Source organism: Patulibacter sp. (assembly GCF_030655195.1).
Classification (GTDB): Bacteria; Actinomycetota; Thermoleophilia; order Solirubrobacterales; family Solirubrobacteraceae; genus Patulibacter.
In genome coordinates this window covers 1-14,452 of the sequence record NZ_JAURWA010000025.1, presented here as the reverse complement: position 1 = coordinate 14,452, position 14,452 = coordinate 1, and the positions used below count along the sequence as shown (strand labels likewise).

General features: G+C 74.4%; 12 protein-coding genes and 1 riboswitch. Of the genes, 3 read left to right on the top strand and 9 right to left on the bottom strand.

The features are described 5' to 3' along the window. Positions 1-129: 129 nt before the first annotated feature. From Q7T67_RS02555 to Q7T67_RS02535, 5 genes are all read right to left on the bottom strand, one after another. Positions 130-888 carry an enoyl-CoA hydratase gene (locus Q7T67_RS02555; RefSeq protein WP_370695343.1) on the bottom strand — a complete coding sequence of 253 codons (759 nt, stop codon included), beginning with the start codon at positions 886-888 and terminating at the stop codon, positions 130-132. Between the two features lie 83 nt (positions 889-971). After that, complete coding sequence (mmsB, locus tag Q7T67_RS02550; RefSeq protein WP_304785766.1) at positions 972-1,913, bottom strand: 3-hydroxyisobutyrate dehydrogenase; 942 nt, start codon at positions 1,911-1,913, stop codon at positions 972-974. After that, positions 1,910-3,013, bottom strand: a complete 1,104-nt coding sequence (locus Q7T67_RS02545; protein WP_304785765.1) for an enoyl-CoA hydratase/isomerase family protein — start codon at positions 3,011-3,013, stop codon at positions 1,910-1,912. The genes mmsB and Q7T67_RS02545 overlap by 4 nt, the downstream gene beginning before the upstream one ends. A gap of 28 nt (positions 3,014-3,041) precedes the next feature. Then, on the bottom strand, positions 3,042-4,205 hold the full coding sequence (locus Q7T67_RS02540; protein WP_304785764.1) for an acyl-CoA dehydrogenase family protein: 1,164 nt from the start codon (positions 4,203-4,205) through the stop codon (positions 3,042-3,044). Between the two features lie 40 nt (positions 4,206-4,245). Continuing rightward, entirely contained in the window at positions 4,246-5,772 is a 1,527-nt protein-coding gene (locus Q7T67_RS02535) for a CoA-acylating methylmalonate-semialdehyde dehydrogenase (protein WP_304785763.1), read from the bottom strand. Positions 5,773-6,140: 368 nt separating this feature from the next. On the opposite strand from Q7T67_RS02535, the gene Q7T67_RS02530 reads away from it, so the two are divergent. Further along, positions 6,141-7,613, top strand: coding sequence for an MFS transporter (locus Q7T67_RS02530; protein ID WP_304785762.1), 1,473 nt, complete (start codon positions 6,141-6,143; stop codon positions 7,611-7,613). A gap of 486 nt (positions 7,614-8,099) precedes the next feature. Next, positions 8,100-8,552, top strand: a complete 453-nt coding sequence (locus tag Q7T67_RS02525) for a MaoC/PaaZ C-terminal domain-containing protein (RefSeq protein ID WP_304785761.1) — start codon at positions 8,100-8,102, stop codon at positions 8,550-8,552. A 111-nt stretch (positions 8,553-8,663) separates the two neighbouring features. Here Q7T67_RS02525 and Q7T67_RS02520 read toward each other — a convergent pair whose 3' ends face one another. From Q7T67_RS02520 to Q7T67_RS02505, 4 genes are all read right to left on the bottom strand, one after another. Beyond that, positions 8,664-10,700 carry an MXAN_6640 family putative metalloprotease gene (locus Q7T67_RS02520; RefSeq protein WP_304785760.1) on the bottom strand — a complete coding sequence of 679 codons (2,037 nt, stop codon included), beginning with the start codon at positions 10,698-10,700 and terminating at the stop codon, positions 8,664-8,666. Positions 10,701-10,959: 259 nt separating this feature from the next. Further along, positions 10,960-11,724, bottom strand: a complete 765-nt coding sequence (locus Q7T67_RS02515; protein ID WP_304785759.1) for a CbtA family protein — start codon at positions 11,722-11,724, stop codon at positions 10,960-10,962. Positions 11,725-11,746: 22 nt separating this feature from the next. Continuing rightward, on the bottom strand, positions 11,747-11,974 hold the full coding sequence (locus Q7T67_RS02510; RefSeq protein WP_304785758.1) for a CbtB-domain containing protein: 228 nt from the start codon (positions 11,972-11,974) through the stop codon (positions 11,747-11,749). Positions 11,975-12,026: 52 nt separating this feature from the next. After that, a riboswitch (cobalamin riboswitch) is annotated at positions 12,027-12,100 on the bottom strand. A 145-nt stretch (positions 12,101-12,245) separates the two neighbouring features. After that, the gene (locus Q7T67_RS02505) at positions 12,246-13,475 is read right to left on the bottom strand and encodes a GNAT family N-acetyltransferase (RefSeq protein WP_304785757.1); all 1,230 of its coding nucleotides are present in this window, start codon (positions 13,473-13,475) and stop codon (positions 12,246-12,248) included. Positions 13,476-13,517: 42 nt separating this feature from the next. Between Q7T67_RS02505 and Q7T67_RS02500 the strand changes: the two genes are divergently transcribed. After that, the coding region (locus Q7T67_RS02500) for an MFS transporter (RefSeq protein WP_304785756.1) at positions 13,518-14,452 on the top strand (935 nt) is incomplete at its 3' end.

The window sequence follows — 14,452 nt, the reverse complement described above, 5'->3', positions numbered from 1 at the left end:
CGCGCCGCGTCGGGCCGCGCCGCGTCGGGCCGCGCCGCGTCACCCGGATCGCGCGCTCCTGCATCACGGATCGGGACACGGCACCGAGGCCGCGTCCCACCGGGCCCGCCCCTCGGCCCCGCCCCGCCCTTACCGGTGCCGGAACTCCGCTTCGCGCTTGGCGACGAAGGCGGCCATGCCCTCCTTCTGGTCCTCCGTCGCGAACATCGCGTGGAAGACCCGGCGCTCGAAGAGGACGCCCTCGCTGAGGGAGACCTCCTGCGTGCGGTTCACCGCCTCCTTGGTCATCTGCGCGATCGGCTTCGACATGCCGGCGATCGTCGCCGCCGTCTTCAGCGCGTCGGCGATCAGGTCGTCGGCCGGGACGATGCGGGCGACGAGACCCGCGCGCTCGGCCTCCTCGGCCTTCATGTTGCGCCCGGTCAGGCACATCTCCATCGCCTTCGGCTTGCCGACGGCGCGCGCCAGGCGCTGCGAGCCGCCCATGCCCGGCATCACGCCGAGCTTGATCTCGGGCTGGCCGAAGACCGCGGTGTCGGCGGCCAGCAGCACGTCGCCCATCATCGCCAGCTCGCAGCCGCCGCCCAGGGCGTAGCCGGCCACGGCGGTGACGATCGGGGTGCGGACGCGGCCGATCGCGTCCCACCCGGCGAACCAGTCCGCGGCGTACATGTCCATGTAGGACTGCGACGCCATCTCCTTGATGTCGGCGCCGGCGGCGAACGCCTTCGCCGAGCCCGTGAGGACGATCGCGCCGACGGCCGGGTCCGTGTCGAGCTCGGCCAGCAGACCGGTGAGCTCCTCCATCACCTGCAGCGACAGCGCGTTGAGCGCCTTCGGCCGGTTCAGCGTGACGAGCGCGACGCGGTCGTGGCGCTCGAGCAGGATCGTCTCGAACCGGTCGTCGCCGCCACCCGTGGCGGCGCCCCCGCCCGCGGACTCGCCCCCGGCCGACGCCCCGTCGGCGGCGCTCACGACGCGCCCCCGCCCCGGACGACGCCCGACTTCGAGGCGATCTCCTCGTAGACGACGGAGAAGTCCTTGCCCGCCGCCTCCGTCTCGTTCAGCGACCGGTAGATCTGGCCGGCGGCCTTGCCCAGCTCGGCATGCACGCCGTTCTTCTCGACCGCGGCGAGCGCCAGACCGAGGTCCTTGTTCATCAGCCCGACCGCGAAGCCGCCCGCGTAGTCGCGGTTGGCGGGGCTCGCCGGCACCGGACCGGGCACGGGGCAGTTGACGTTCAGCGCCCAGCAGGTGCCCGTGGCGGCGGAGGCGACGTCGTAGAAGACCTGGTCCTGCACGCCGAGCTTCTCGGCCAGCGCGAACGCCTCGCCGACGCCGATCTGGTGGATCGCCAGCAGCATGTTGTTGCAGAGCTTCACGGCCTGACCGGCCCCGGAGTCGCCGCAGTGCACGGCCTTCGCGCCGAGCACGTCGAAGTACGGCGCGGCCGCGGCGACGACGTCCTCGCGCCCGCCGACCATGAACGCCAGCGTGCCCTTCGTGGCGCCGACGACGCCGCCGGAGACCGGGGCGTCGAGGTGGCGCAGGCCCGCGGTCTCGGCCGCGGCGGAGAAGCCGCGCGCCTCGTCCACGTCGATCGTCGAGGTGTCGATCAGCAGGGCGCCCTTCGGGGCGTTGGCCAGGACGCCCTCGTCGCCCTCGTAGACCTTCGCGACGAGCCCCCCGTTGGGCAGCGAGGTGATCACGACGTCCGCACCGGTGGCCGCCTCGGCGACCGACCCGACGGGGACGACCCCCTCGGCCCGCGCCTGCTCGACGGCCTCGGGGACGACGTCGAACCCGTGGACGACGTAGCCGGCCTTGGCCAGGTTGATCGCCATCGGCCCGCCCATGTGCCCGAGGCCGACGAACCCGATCGTCGTGTCGGCGGGGGTCTTGTCCGTGCTCATCCGTTGCGCGCTCCGTCTGCGTCGAGGTCCAGGTCGTGCTCGCCCAGCGCCGCGAAGAAGCGGTCGACGGTCGCGTCGTCCACCTCGCCGAGCGTCGCCGGGGCCCACTGCGGCTTGCGGTCCTTGTCGATGACCTGCGCGCGGACGCCCTCGACGAAGTCGGGGTGCGTGAGGAAGCCGCACGAGATCCGCAGCTCCTGCCGCAGCGCGTCCTCGAGCGACGCCATCCCGCGTGCCTCGCGCAGGCCACGCAGGGCGACCTTCACGGAGGTCGGGGACTTCGAGAGGATGCCCAGCGCCGAGACCTTGGCGGCCTTGTCGTTGCGGGCCCGCAGGGCGGCGACGATCTCCTCGGCGGTGTCGTGGGCGTAGCACTCGTTGATCCACCGGCGGGACTCGACGAGGTTGCCGTCGGGGATCTCGACCTCGACCTCCTCGGCCGTGTCGATCGAACCCTCGAGGTCGCCCGTGGCGAGCTCCTCGACGAGCATCGGGACCGCGGCCGACGCGATGATGCGGTCCGCCAGGCCGGCGGCGATGGCGTCGCGTGCGCCGATCCGGGCGCCCGTCAGCGCCAGGTGCGTGCCGAGCTCGCCGTCCTGGCGCGACAGCAGCCAGGTGCCGCCGACGTCGGGCGAGAAGCCGATGCCGACCTCGGGCATCGCCGAGACCAGGCGCTCCGTCGCGAGGCGGTGGCTGGCGTGGCCGGCGAGGCCGATGCCCCCGCCCATGACCACGCCGTCCATGATCGCGACGACCGGCTTGGCGAAGTTCGCGATCCGCGAGTTGAGGACGTACTCCTCGGTCCAGAAGATCCGGGCGTCGTCCGTGCCCTGCTTGGCCGAGTCCGACAGCGCGACGATGTCCCCGCCGGCGCAGAAGCCGCGGTCGCCGGCGCCGTCGAGCAGGACGATCTCGATCGACGGATCGTCCTCGAAGGCGTCGAGACCGACCTGGATCTGGCGGACCATCTCGAGGCTCAGCGCATTGATCGCCTTCGGCCGGTTCAGGGTGATCCGGCCCAGCGCGTTGTCCTTGCGGACCAGGACGTCGGTGTCCTCGGCGTTCGGCTGGGTGGCGGGCGGGGTCCGCAGGCTCATCCCGCAGTCCTAGCAGCCGGGCCGACCATCAGACGCGCCCCATCAGGTCGCGGGCCACGATGACCCGCATGACCTCGTTCGTGCCCTCGATGATCTGGTGGGCGCGGAGGTCGCGGACGATCTTCTCCAGGCCGTACTCGCTGAGGTAGCCGTAGCCGCCGTGCAGCTGCAGCGCCTGGTCGGCGACCTGGATCGTGATGTCGGTGACGGTGCGCTTGGCCATCGCGCACAGGCGGGTCTTGTCGGCGTCGCCGGCGTCCAGCGCGGACGCGGCGCGCCAGAGGAACGTGCGGGCCATCTCGAGCTCGGTGGCCATGTCGGCGACCGTGAACTGCACGCTCTGGAACCGTCCGATCGGCTGCGCGAACTGCTCGCGCTCGCCGACGTAGCGGACGGTCTTCTCCAGGGCCGACTGCGCACCGCCCATCGAGCACGCGGCGATGTTCAGGCGACCGCCGTCGAGGCCGGCCATGGCGATGCGGAAGCCGCCGCCCTCCTCGCCCAGGCGGTTGCCGACGGGGATCCGGCAGTCGTCGAGGTTGACCGACGCGGTCGGCTGGGCCCGCCAGCCCATCTTGTGCTCCTGCTTGCCGAACGACAGGCCGGGCGTGCCGTCCTCGACCACGAAGGCGGTGATGCCCTTCGGCCCGGCGCCACCGGTGCGGGCCATGATCACGTAGATCCCCGCGGTGCCGGCACCGGAGATGAACTGCTTGGCGCCGTTGAGGACGTAGTGGTCCCCGTCGAGCTTGGCGGTCGTCGCGAGCGCCGCGGCGTCGGAGCCCGCGCCGGCCTCCGTCAGGCAGTAGGCGCCGAGGGTCTCCATCGACGCGAGGCCCGGGACCCACCGCGCGCGCTGCTCGTCGTCCCCGAACGTGTCGACCATCCACGTCGCCATGTTGTGGATCGACGTGTACGCGGCGATCGTCGGACACCCGGTGCCGAGCGCCTCGAAGATCAGGGCGGCGTCCAGCCGGGTCATCCCCGACCCGCCGAACTCCTCGGCGCAGTAGATCGCGCCGAGGCCGAGCTCCGCGGCCTCGCGGAGGACGTCCACGGGCAGCCGCTTCTCCTCGTCCCACTCGATCGCACCGGGAGCGATGCGGTCGTCGGCGAACTGCCGGGCCATCGCGGCGATCTCGCGCTGGTCCTCGTCGAGGTGGAAGGGGGCGGTGCCGCTGACCGTGGCCATGGAGTCTCTCGTCGTTCTCTGCGGGTCCGGACGGGCGGGGCTAGTTCATCGTCGGGATGACGAAGTGCGAGCCGCCGGCGCTCTCGGTGCCCTCGGTGGCCGGCTTGGGCCAGCGCTGCGTGACGGTCTTCGTCTTCGTGTAGAAGCGGATCGAGTCCGGACCGTGCTGGTTGAGGTCGCCGAAGCCGGACTTCTTCCAGCCGCCGAACGTGTGGTACGCGATCGGCACCGGGATCGGCACGTTGATGCCGATCATGCCGGTGTCGATGCGACGCGCGAACTCGCGGGCGGTGTGGCCGTCGCGGGTGAAGATCGCGGCACCGTTGCCGTAGTCGTGCTCGGACGGGAGCGCGAGCGCCGACTCGAAGTCGTCCGCGCGGATGACCATCAGCGCCGGGCCGAAGATCTCCTCGGTGTAGATGCGGTGCTCGGGCTTGACGTGGTCGAACAGCGACCCGGCGACGTAGAAGCCGTTCTCGTCCCCGTCGATCCTGCCCTCGCGCCCGTCGACGACGAGCTCGGCGCCCTCGTCGACGCCGATCTGGATGTACTCGAGGACGCGGTCCTTGGCGGCCTGCGTGACGAGCGGGCCGTAGTCGACGTCGGGGTCGGTCGGCGCGCCGATCTTCAGCGCCTCGACCTTCGGCTTGAGCGCGGCGATCAGGCGGTCGGCGGTCTCCATGCCGACCGGGACCGCGACCGAGATCGCCAAGCAGCGCTCGCCGGCGGAGCCGTACGCGGCGCCCACGAGGGCGTCGACGACCTCGTCGAGATCGGCGTCGGGCATGATGATCGCGTGGTTCTTCGCGCCGCCGAAGCACTGCGCGCGCTTGCCGGTCTCGGCCGCGCGGGAGTAGATGTACTGCGCGATCGGCGTCGAGCCGACGAAGCCGACGGCCTTGATGATCTCGGAGTCGAGGATCGCGTCGACGGCCTCCTTGTCGCCGTTGACCACGTTGAGGATGCCCGCCGGCAGGCCGGCCTCCAGCGCCAGCTCGGCCAGGCGCAGCGGCACCGACGGATCGCGCTCGGACGGCTTGAGGATGAACGCGTTGCCGGCCGCGATGGCCGGGGCGAGCTTCCACAGCGGGATCATCGCCGGGAAGTTGAAGGGCGTGATGCCGGCGACGACGCCGAGCGGCTGACGCATCGAGTAGACGTCGATGCCGGTGCCCGCGGCGTCGGTGTACTCGCCCTTGAGCAGGTGCGCGATGCCGGTGGCGAACTCGGCCACCTCGACGCCGCGCTGGATGTCGCCCTTGGCGTCGGGGACCGTCTTGCCGTGCTCGGAGGAGAGCAGTTCGGCGAGCTCCTGCCCGTTCTCGTTGATCAGGTTGATGAACTTGTTCAGCACCCGGGCGCGCTTCTGCGGGTTCGTCGCGGCCCACGCGGGCTGCGCCTCGGCCGCGTTCTGGATCGCGGCGTCGACCTCGGCCTTCGACGCCAGCGCGACCTGCGCCTGGACCTGGCCCGTCGACGGGTCGTAGACGTCGGCGTAGCGGTCGGAGGTGCCGTCGAGACGGGATCCGCCCACGAAGTGGGGGATGACGGTGGCGGTGGAGCTCATGTCGGGGACCTTTCCCGGGTGTGCGCAGCGGGCGCAGGACGAGCGCCCCCGGTCGCGGGAGCACGGGGCAGCACTATAGGAGGAAGTCCGACTATCGGCAACCCGCCTGTTTGGCGGGCCATCGGTCGACGCCCCCCGGGCCCGTGCCGCGCCCCGGTCGGAGGCGCCTTGGGGCCCCGGGACGCACGGCCACCACACCGGCGGCCGCCACGACTCCGAGCCTACGCCGGGCCCCCGGCACCGCGATGACGGCACGGTGTCGGGCGGGGACGGGACGCGGGTGGACGGAGCGGGTGGTGGCGGCGGCCGACCCGACGTCGAGATGCATGGACACGACAAATAACTGATTAGCCTCTATAATCATCTCCATGTCCGCTCTCCGGCACCGCGCCTTCGTGCCCGGACTGCTCTTCATCGGCACCGTCGTGTCGATCATCAGCAGCCTCGGCGCGCCGCTCATCCCCACGATCGCCGACGAGCTCGGCACGAGCCTGGGCAGCGCGCAGTGGTCCCTGACGGCGACGATGCTCGTCGGAGCGGTGGCCTCCCCCGTCGTCGGTCGGCTGGGCGACGGGCCGTGGCGTCGCGAGGTCCTGCTGCTCTGCCTGGTCTCCGTCAGCCTCGGCGGCGTGCTCGCCGCGCTGGCCGGCTCGCTGCCCGTCCTCGTCGCCGGGCGGGCGCTGCAGGGCATGGGCCTGGCGCTCATGCCGCTGACGATGGCCGCCGCCCGCGACGCGCTGGCCCGCGACCGCGCGCCCGGCGTCATCGCGGCGCTGTCGGTCATCACCGCCGTCGGCGTCGGCCTGGGCTACCCGCTGACGGGCCTGATCGCCGACGCCTTCGACGTCTCCGCCGCCTTCTGGTTCGGCGCGATCACCAGCGCCGTGGCCCTCGCGATCGCGATCTTCGTCGTCCCGAGCACCCGCGACGCCCCGCGCCCCGGCCGGATCGACGTCGTCGGCGCGGTGCTGGCGGGCATCGGGCTGGTCGCCCTGCTGATCGGCCTGGAGAAGGGTGCGGACTGGGGCTGGACCTCGGCGACCACCCTCGGCGCGCTGCTCGTGGCCGTGGTCGTCCTGGCGGTCTGGCGGCGGCACGAGCTGCGCACGCACGACCCGCTCGTCGACCTGCGCCTGTTCCGCCACCGCGCCGTCCTGACGGCCAACGTCTCCGGGCTGGTCATCGGGCTGTCGATGTACCTGGGCATCACGCTGATGACCCAGGTCGTCCAGCTGCCGGAGGGGATGGGCGAGTCCGTCTTCGTCGCCGGGCTCGTGCTGCTGCCGTTCTCCCTGACGAGCTTCCTGGCCAGCCGGCTCGTGCCGCTCGCGCAGGAGCGCCTCGGCGCCCGCGCCACGATCCCCATCGGGTGCGTGGCGATCGCGGCCGCGACGCTGTTCTTCGCCGCCAGCGGGGGCCAGCACCTGTGGGCCGCGTTCGTCGCCATGGGGATGTTCGGCGTGGGCGTGGGCTTCACGTTCTCCGCGATGCCGGGGCTGATCGTCAGCGCGGTCCCGGCCGCCGAGACGAGCAGCGCGATGAGCCTCTACCAGGTGACCCGGTACGTCGGCTTCTCGATCGGCAGCGGGCTGGCGATCACCCTCCTGCGCGCCTTCGACGGCGGCGGCGCCGACGCCGTGCCCGGGCTGGACGCCTACCGCGAGACGTTCCTCGTGGCCACGCTCTTCGCGCTGGGCGCCGCGGCCACGGCCTGGTTCCTCGCCGGTCACGGGCTCGACGACCACCGCCGCCCCTCGCGCGCCCTGCGGCTGCGCGAGGCCGAGGAGGGCCGCGTCGCCTCCGCCGGCCTCGAGATGCTCGAGGGCCCCGTCCCGCGGTAGGGGAACGCGGACGGGCGGCGCGGTCCGCGCCGCGCGGCGCTCGGGCCCACTGCTCGAGGACGGTGCCCGACCGTCCGCGGCACGACCTGCCGCCGGCCCACCGGACCAGGCCCGCCTCTGCCCCGGGCCGGCGCGCCGGCCCACCGGACCGGGCCCGCCTCCGCCCCGATCCGTCCGGCCGCGTCGTCAACGTGCGGGGCATCGGGGGATCCGCCTCCTCCGGCTACCGCTCGGCAGCGTCCGGGTGCAGGACGCGGGCCGTGGCGTCCCACCTCGGCCGTCCGCTCGGATCCGCGTCGACCGCACCATCGACCCCGGATCGAGGGATGACGCGTGATCGACGTCCCTGGACCGTCGGATGTACGTCGAACGGGCCGGCCCGGCGTCATCCTCGACCTGTCCGTCCACCTGAACCAGGTCGACCTCGACGCCGAGACTCGGGCGCCCCGGAAGGGCCCGGATCCTCGCCCGGATACCGTTCTCCCCATGGCGCGCCTGACCTTCGAGGACCTCGCCGTCGGCCCCGTCGGCTCGTTCGGGCCCTACGTCGTCGACGAGGCCGAGATCGTGGCGTTCGGCCGCCGGTACGACCCGCAGCGGATGCACGTCGATCCAGACGAGGCGGCGGCCGGACCGTTCGGCGGGCTCATCGCGAGCGGCTGGCAGACCGGCGCGATCGGGATGCGCCTGGCGGTCGACGGGTGGCTCTCGACGCTCGAGGTGATCGGCGGGACCGCGATGGACGACGTGCGGATGCTCCGCCCCGTCCGGCCGGGCGACGCGCTGCACAACGCGGTGGCGGTGCAGGAGCTGACCCCCGCCACGCCGCCACGCCGGGGCGGGAAGGTCCGCTGGTCGTTCGAGCTGACCAACCAGGACGACGTGGTGGTCCTCCGCGGGACGACGACGATGCTCGTCGACGGCGCGCCGGAGGCGTAGGGGCGCGGACCTCGGACGGGCGGCGCCGGTGGTCGACCGCCGCCCGTCGCCCGCGGGGACCCCGCGGGCGGGCGTGGAGCGGCCGCCGGGCGGAGGCGCCGCCCGCGGCGCTCAGCGCCTCAACGTCACCCGGCGGCTCGTCGTCACCGTCGCCCCGCTCCGCGGGACGAAGCGGACGCTCACCGTCGCCCGCACGCGACGGTCGGCGCGCAGGGCGCGGACGCCCGCGGCGGTCAGCGCGACCCGGCCACGGGTCAGGCGCGCGCGGGTGGTCGTCGTCGTGCCGCGCGCCAGGGTCCGGCGGCCGGCGGTCACGGTCACCGTGAGCCGCCCGGCGGACGGCGCGTCGAACGCGAACGTCCGCGACCGCAGGCGGAGGGCGCCGAACCGGCGGTCGCCCAGGGCTGCCGCCGCGGCGTCGCGGGCCGCGCGCACGGCGCTGCGCACGACCGAGGCCACCGGCCCGGCGGCCGCGGGCGACGGCACCACGGGGACCGTCGTCGGGGCCGGGGCCGTGGGCGGCGCGACGACCGTCGTCGCCGGGGGGACCACGACGACGGGGGCCGGCGTGCCCGCTCCCGGACCCGCCGGCGTCGAGCCGCCCGCCGTGGCGGTCGAGAGCGATGCCGTGAACGTGCCGCCGTCGCCGCCGTAGCTCCAGTCGAAGATCCCCGTGTCGGCGTCGAACGGCGAGTTCGGGTCCACGTCGGTGGCGGTGTTGGCCACGACCGCGGTGATCCTCGAGTAGGAGGCCGGGTCCGGCAGGGTCACCGTCTGCGTCCCGCCCGCGGGGACCCGCACCTGGCGGACCGTCAGCTCGCCGGTCGAGGCCGGTCCGCGACGCCCGACGAGCGCGACCGTCGCCGGGGTCCCGGCCGGCGCGGTCAGCGTCAGCCGCGCGTCGCCCACGCCCTGCGGCGCGACGTCGTAGAGGCGGAACGCCAGGTGGTCCAGTGGCGCGGAGACGGTGGAGCCGTCGCCCAGCTGCCCCGGCTCGCGGCGGACCTGGGCGGCGAACTGCCCCGCGTCGTGGATGCCCGAGGCCGGGAGCTGCCACTCGGCGGTCGCGGCGGCGAACCGGCCGAAGGCGTCGGACACCGAGGTGCCGCCGGCCTTCGCCAGGGCGTCGTCGAGCGCGCCGGGCGAGTACATCGCGGGGGTGCGCTCGGGCAGCCGCTGCCACGCGTCGCGGATCACCGCGGGGCCGCCCTGCTGGTCCGAGAGCCAGTGCAGGAAGACGCTGGTGCCGTAGACGCGGATGTCCGTGGCGACGTCGGGGCCCCCGTCGTAGCTCGTGAGCGGCACCTGCGGATCGGCGCCCCACCGGGCGAGGTAGAGCTGCCAGTCGTTCCCGGCGGGGAAGACCTGATCCTCCATCCAGGTGGCGGTCGCCTCGCCGAACCAGACGTCGAAGCGGGCGTCGATCGCGCCCTGCAGCACGTGGTTGTACTCGTGCGCCGCGGTGACGTCGAGCGGGATCCGCGGGTCGGGGTAGCCGAACTCCGCCTCGGAGTACGAGTTGTCCATCGCCATGTAGGCGGGCAGCGAGTTGGAGTCCGGATCGTCCGCCGGCTCGAAGTTCGCGTAGCCGTAGACGCCGTCGTCGGCGATGTCCGCGACGTAGACGTCGAAGCGGCTCTCGCCGCCGACCTCGCCGCCCTTCGCGCCGTCGGAGACCGGGTCGGGCCAGCCCAGACCGGTCGGCGGCGGCGAGTTCTCGCGGCTGCCGACCACGTCGAACTCCCGCAGCATCAGGTCGATGAAATCCGGGACGCCGTTGGTGCCCTGGGCCCCGTCCGCGTCCTGCTCGTCGGTGAGGTCGGGAGCGTCCTCGCCCGCGGTCACGTAGTGCACGCAGAAGCGCTCGCTGCAGACCTGCTCCGGCGTCACGCCGCCGTAGTCGACGTACCCGTCGCCGCCCGGGTCGGTCGGACGGGCGAGCAGGCGGGCCGCCGAGGCGCGCTCGGTGCCGCGGAGCCCGCCGACGGCCAGTGCGAGGTCCCTCGTGGCCACCGCGATGCTGGGCGCCGAGGCGTCACCGCGCTTGGCGGCGCGGACCTGCTGCGCCGCGCGGTCGACCGATGGCCTCGAGGTCGCGGCCGCGGCCTGCGGGGTGACGATCAGCGCCAGCGCGCCGATCGCCGTCATGGGGAGCCTGCATCTCATCGACCTGCACCGTCCGAGCATCGCGGGGGAGCACTCGACTCTAGGGCGCCGGCGGGCCCCCGCGGGAGCGACGTTGGCGAACGATCGGCGGGGGAGGTTGGACGGTCGGCCGGGGCGGTGCGGGCCGGTGCGGTGCGTACCGGGTGACGGGGTCGACGACGCCGGACGGGCCCGGGACGACGAAGCGGCCGGTCCTCGCACGCCGTGGCGTGCGAGGACCGGCCGCCCGGGACGTCGCGCTCTAGGCGGTCGGGGCCGTCGAGCGCTCGGCGGCGTCGCGGCGCCACCAGGCCGGGCGCCCCTCGACGGCGTGCTCGGCGGCGATGCCGAAGCCGAACGCCAGCGTCGCCCAGAGGATGAGCTGGGTGCCCAGGTTCGCCAGGCGGAAGTCCCAGAGGATCTGCGGCGGGAACCCGGCGCGGACCTCGTTCTGGGCCGGCAGCGCGAGGTGCGCGACCGCGATCAGGACGACGAACAGCAGGCCGGCCGCGAACGTCGCGTTCCCGGCGCCCCACCGGGCGGCGAGCTGCCGACCGAGGCGCACCGCGGCGACGACGGCGACCAGCGCGATGATGATCAGCACGAAGAACCACTCGGTGCGCTCGTTGATCGTGTCCGCCGAGCCGACCGCCGGCGGGTTGGCCGGGTACTTCGTGAGCGGCACGAGGACGATCGCGAGGAAGCCGAGTCCGCAGATCGCGGCGACGGTCCCGCGGGCGCGCAGGGCGCTGGTCCGGCCGTAGACCATCGCGAAGACGAGCGACAGGAAGCCGCCGATGGCGACGGAGAAGACGATCACGCCGAGCCCGAGACCCCAGGTCTCCTGGGTGCTGCGGCTGACGAGCTCCTCCTCGACGGGAGCTCCGGGGACGGGCTTCGGTGCCGCGGCCTCCTCGACCGCGATCGCCGCCCGGACGGGCGACTCACCGACGAAGTGGGCCCAGAGGAACGCGAGGACGCCGGCCACGAGGCCGGCGAGCATCCCGCGCACCAGGAGGGTGCGCATCATGGTGTGGTCTCCGCCGGCGCTAGTGGCAGGGGAACCCGAGGAGGTGGCGCGCGTCGTGCACGAGCTCGTGCACGCCCATGCCGGAGATGATCGACGTCGCGCCCTCCTCGGCGCCGACGAAGTAGATCGCGAGCATGCAGACGATGCCGGCGAAGATCCAGTACGGCAGCAGGCCCTTGAGCGAGACGACCGGAACCGGGACGGCGGTCGGCTGCGTGGCGGGGAGGCTGGCGGTTGGTGTGCTCATGTGCATGTCCTTCTCGGGATCTCGCGTCCCGGCGGGGTGATGCAGGGCCTCGGAGTCTCTGGCTCCCGTGGTCTCTCGACCCCGGTCACAGTGGCGCGACCGCGCCGGACTTCCACCGGCTTCCTCCCCACGGCCCTGCGGGATCGCCGGATCATACCCTCCGCCGGGGCACCGCGACCAGACCGACCGGACGGAACGCATCCGTCGCCACCCCGGGGCGCGTACCTCGTCCTCCGCCCCCGGGACGCCCCCGGCCCGCCGCCCCACGGGCTCAGAACACCCCGGTGGTCCACGGGGCCCGCACGACCCGCAGCGCCGCGTCGAACCGGTCGACCGCGCCGTCGGTCGCCTCGCGCAGGACGCCCGCGTCCCGCAGCGCGGCGGCGGTGACGCCCCCGAGGTACAGCGACGCGAGCTCCCGCGCGTGCAGCACCAGGTCCGGCGGACCGTCCGTGCGCTCCGCGGTCGCCCCGTCGGGTCCTCCCGCCAGCCGCCAGGTCCCGGCGACCCCGGCGTCCTCGGCGTGCTCGATCGCCAGGGTCAGGTCCAGCGGTGCCGCCCACGAGCGACCCGCCACCGCCGCGGGCAGGTCGAGGATCCGCAGCCAGAGCGCGTCGTGGGCGGTCCCCGGCAGCAGCGCCCGCGCGTCGACGGGCGCGTGGACCAGCGGGTCGTCGACCGGGCGCGAGGCCAGGACCAGCTCGTCGGCCAGGTCGATCGAGGCGACGAACGCCAGCAGCGCGCGCTCCGCCTCCGCCGTGGCACCGACCAGCTCGGCGACCTCGACCGTCGTCCAGGCGGCGACGGGGCTCGTCTCGGCACCCTCGCGGACCCGGTAGAGCGCGTAGCCGTCGGTCCCGGCGACCGCCGCGCGCAGCGGACCGGCGCCGCCGCGCTCCGCGGGGTCGTCGGCGAGCACCCGGCGGGTCCACCACGGCTCGCGCCGGTCGACGAGGCCGGCGCGGCGCGTGCAAGCCCGTTCGTGGATCGCCGCGAGCTCGCGGTGGGCGTCGGCCGCACGGGGGACGAGCCGGATCGCCGGTGCGTCGGCCGTCCCCGCCCGCAGCGGCAGCCCCGCGGCCAGGGACGCCCGCAGCTCGCGGGACCAGGACGCCGGCCCGAAGCCGAAGCGGCCGTAGATCGCGCCCTCCGACGCCCACAGCGCCGCGAGCGGCTCGCCCCGCTCCCGGGCCTCCTCGGCCAGGCGGGTCATCATCGCCCGCAGGATCCCGCGGCGGCGGTGCGTCGGGAGGACCGTCACGATCGTGACCGCGGAGACCGGCAGCGATCCGCCCGGGACGCTCAGGCTCCAGCTCCACGCAGCGCTCGTGGCGACGATCCGTCCGTCGTCGCGCACGACCCGGAGCCGGTCGGTGTCCATCCACGCCCGCATGCGCGCGCGGCGCTCGGGAGTCGTGTCGCCGTGGAAGGCGACGTCGGCGACGTCGACGCACGCGTCGAACTCGTCGGCGGTCGCCGGGGTGACGCTCGGCGTGTCCATCGGCCCACCGTATCGGCGCCGTTCCTCCGTCAGACTGCGGGCATGGCCGGTCCGCCCCCCTTCGCCCTGGTGCGCGCCGCCCGGCTGCCCATCGCCGTCGGTGCCGCGCTGGCGCTCGCCGACGCGTCGGTGGTGACCCTCGCGCTGCCCGAGATCCTCGCCGAGCTCGACACGACGGTCGAGGGCCTCGCCGCGGTCATCGGCGTCTACACGGTGGTCCTCGCCGTCGCCGTCCTCGTCGCGATCCCCGCGCGCCGGGCGCTCGGCAGCCGGATCACCGGCGCCCTCGGGATGCTGCTGTTCGCCGTCGCGTCGGTGCTGTGCGGCGTCTCGGACACCCTCACGGGGCTCCTGGTCTGGCGTGGCGTGCAGGCGGTGGGCGCGGGCCTCGGGCTGCTCGCCGCGTTCGAGCTGCTCGACCGCGGGTCGGGGGGCGGTGCGGGGGACCGGACCGTCGCGGCCGCGCGGCCGGGGACCGACGACCGCGACGACGTGCCGCGACGTCGCTCCGCCCCGCTCTGGGTCGCCGCGGCGATCTTCGGCACCGCGATCGGCCCGGCGCTCGGCGGCGCCCTGACGCAGGCCTTCGACTGGCGGGCGATCTTCCTCGCCCAGGCGCCGTTCGGGCTGCTGGCCGCCGCGGCGTGCCTCGTGCCGCAGCGGTCGTCGGCGACCGGGTCGGAGGAGGGCGACGGGGCCGCGGACGGCGGCACGTCGGGTGCGGGGCCGGGGGCGGCAGACGCCCCCGCGTGGCGCCTGGACGGCACATCGGCTCGCGGCACCGGCACCGCACCGGCGGGCGGGTCGTCCCCGGCCGGCCCCTCCTCCACGTGGCCCGTCCCTCCGGCGCGGGGCGCCCGGTCGACCGCCCGGCCCGCCGGCCACGAGGACCCCACGCGGGTCTTCGGCACCGGCGAGGACGACACGCTGATCGACCCCGCCGGGGGCCCGCGACGGGCGTCGGACCCGGACGGGCC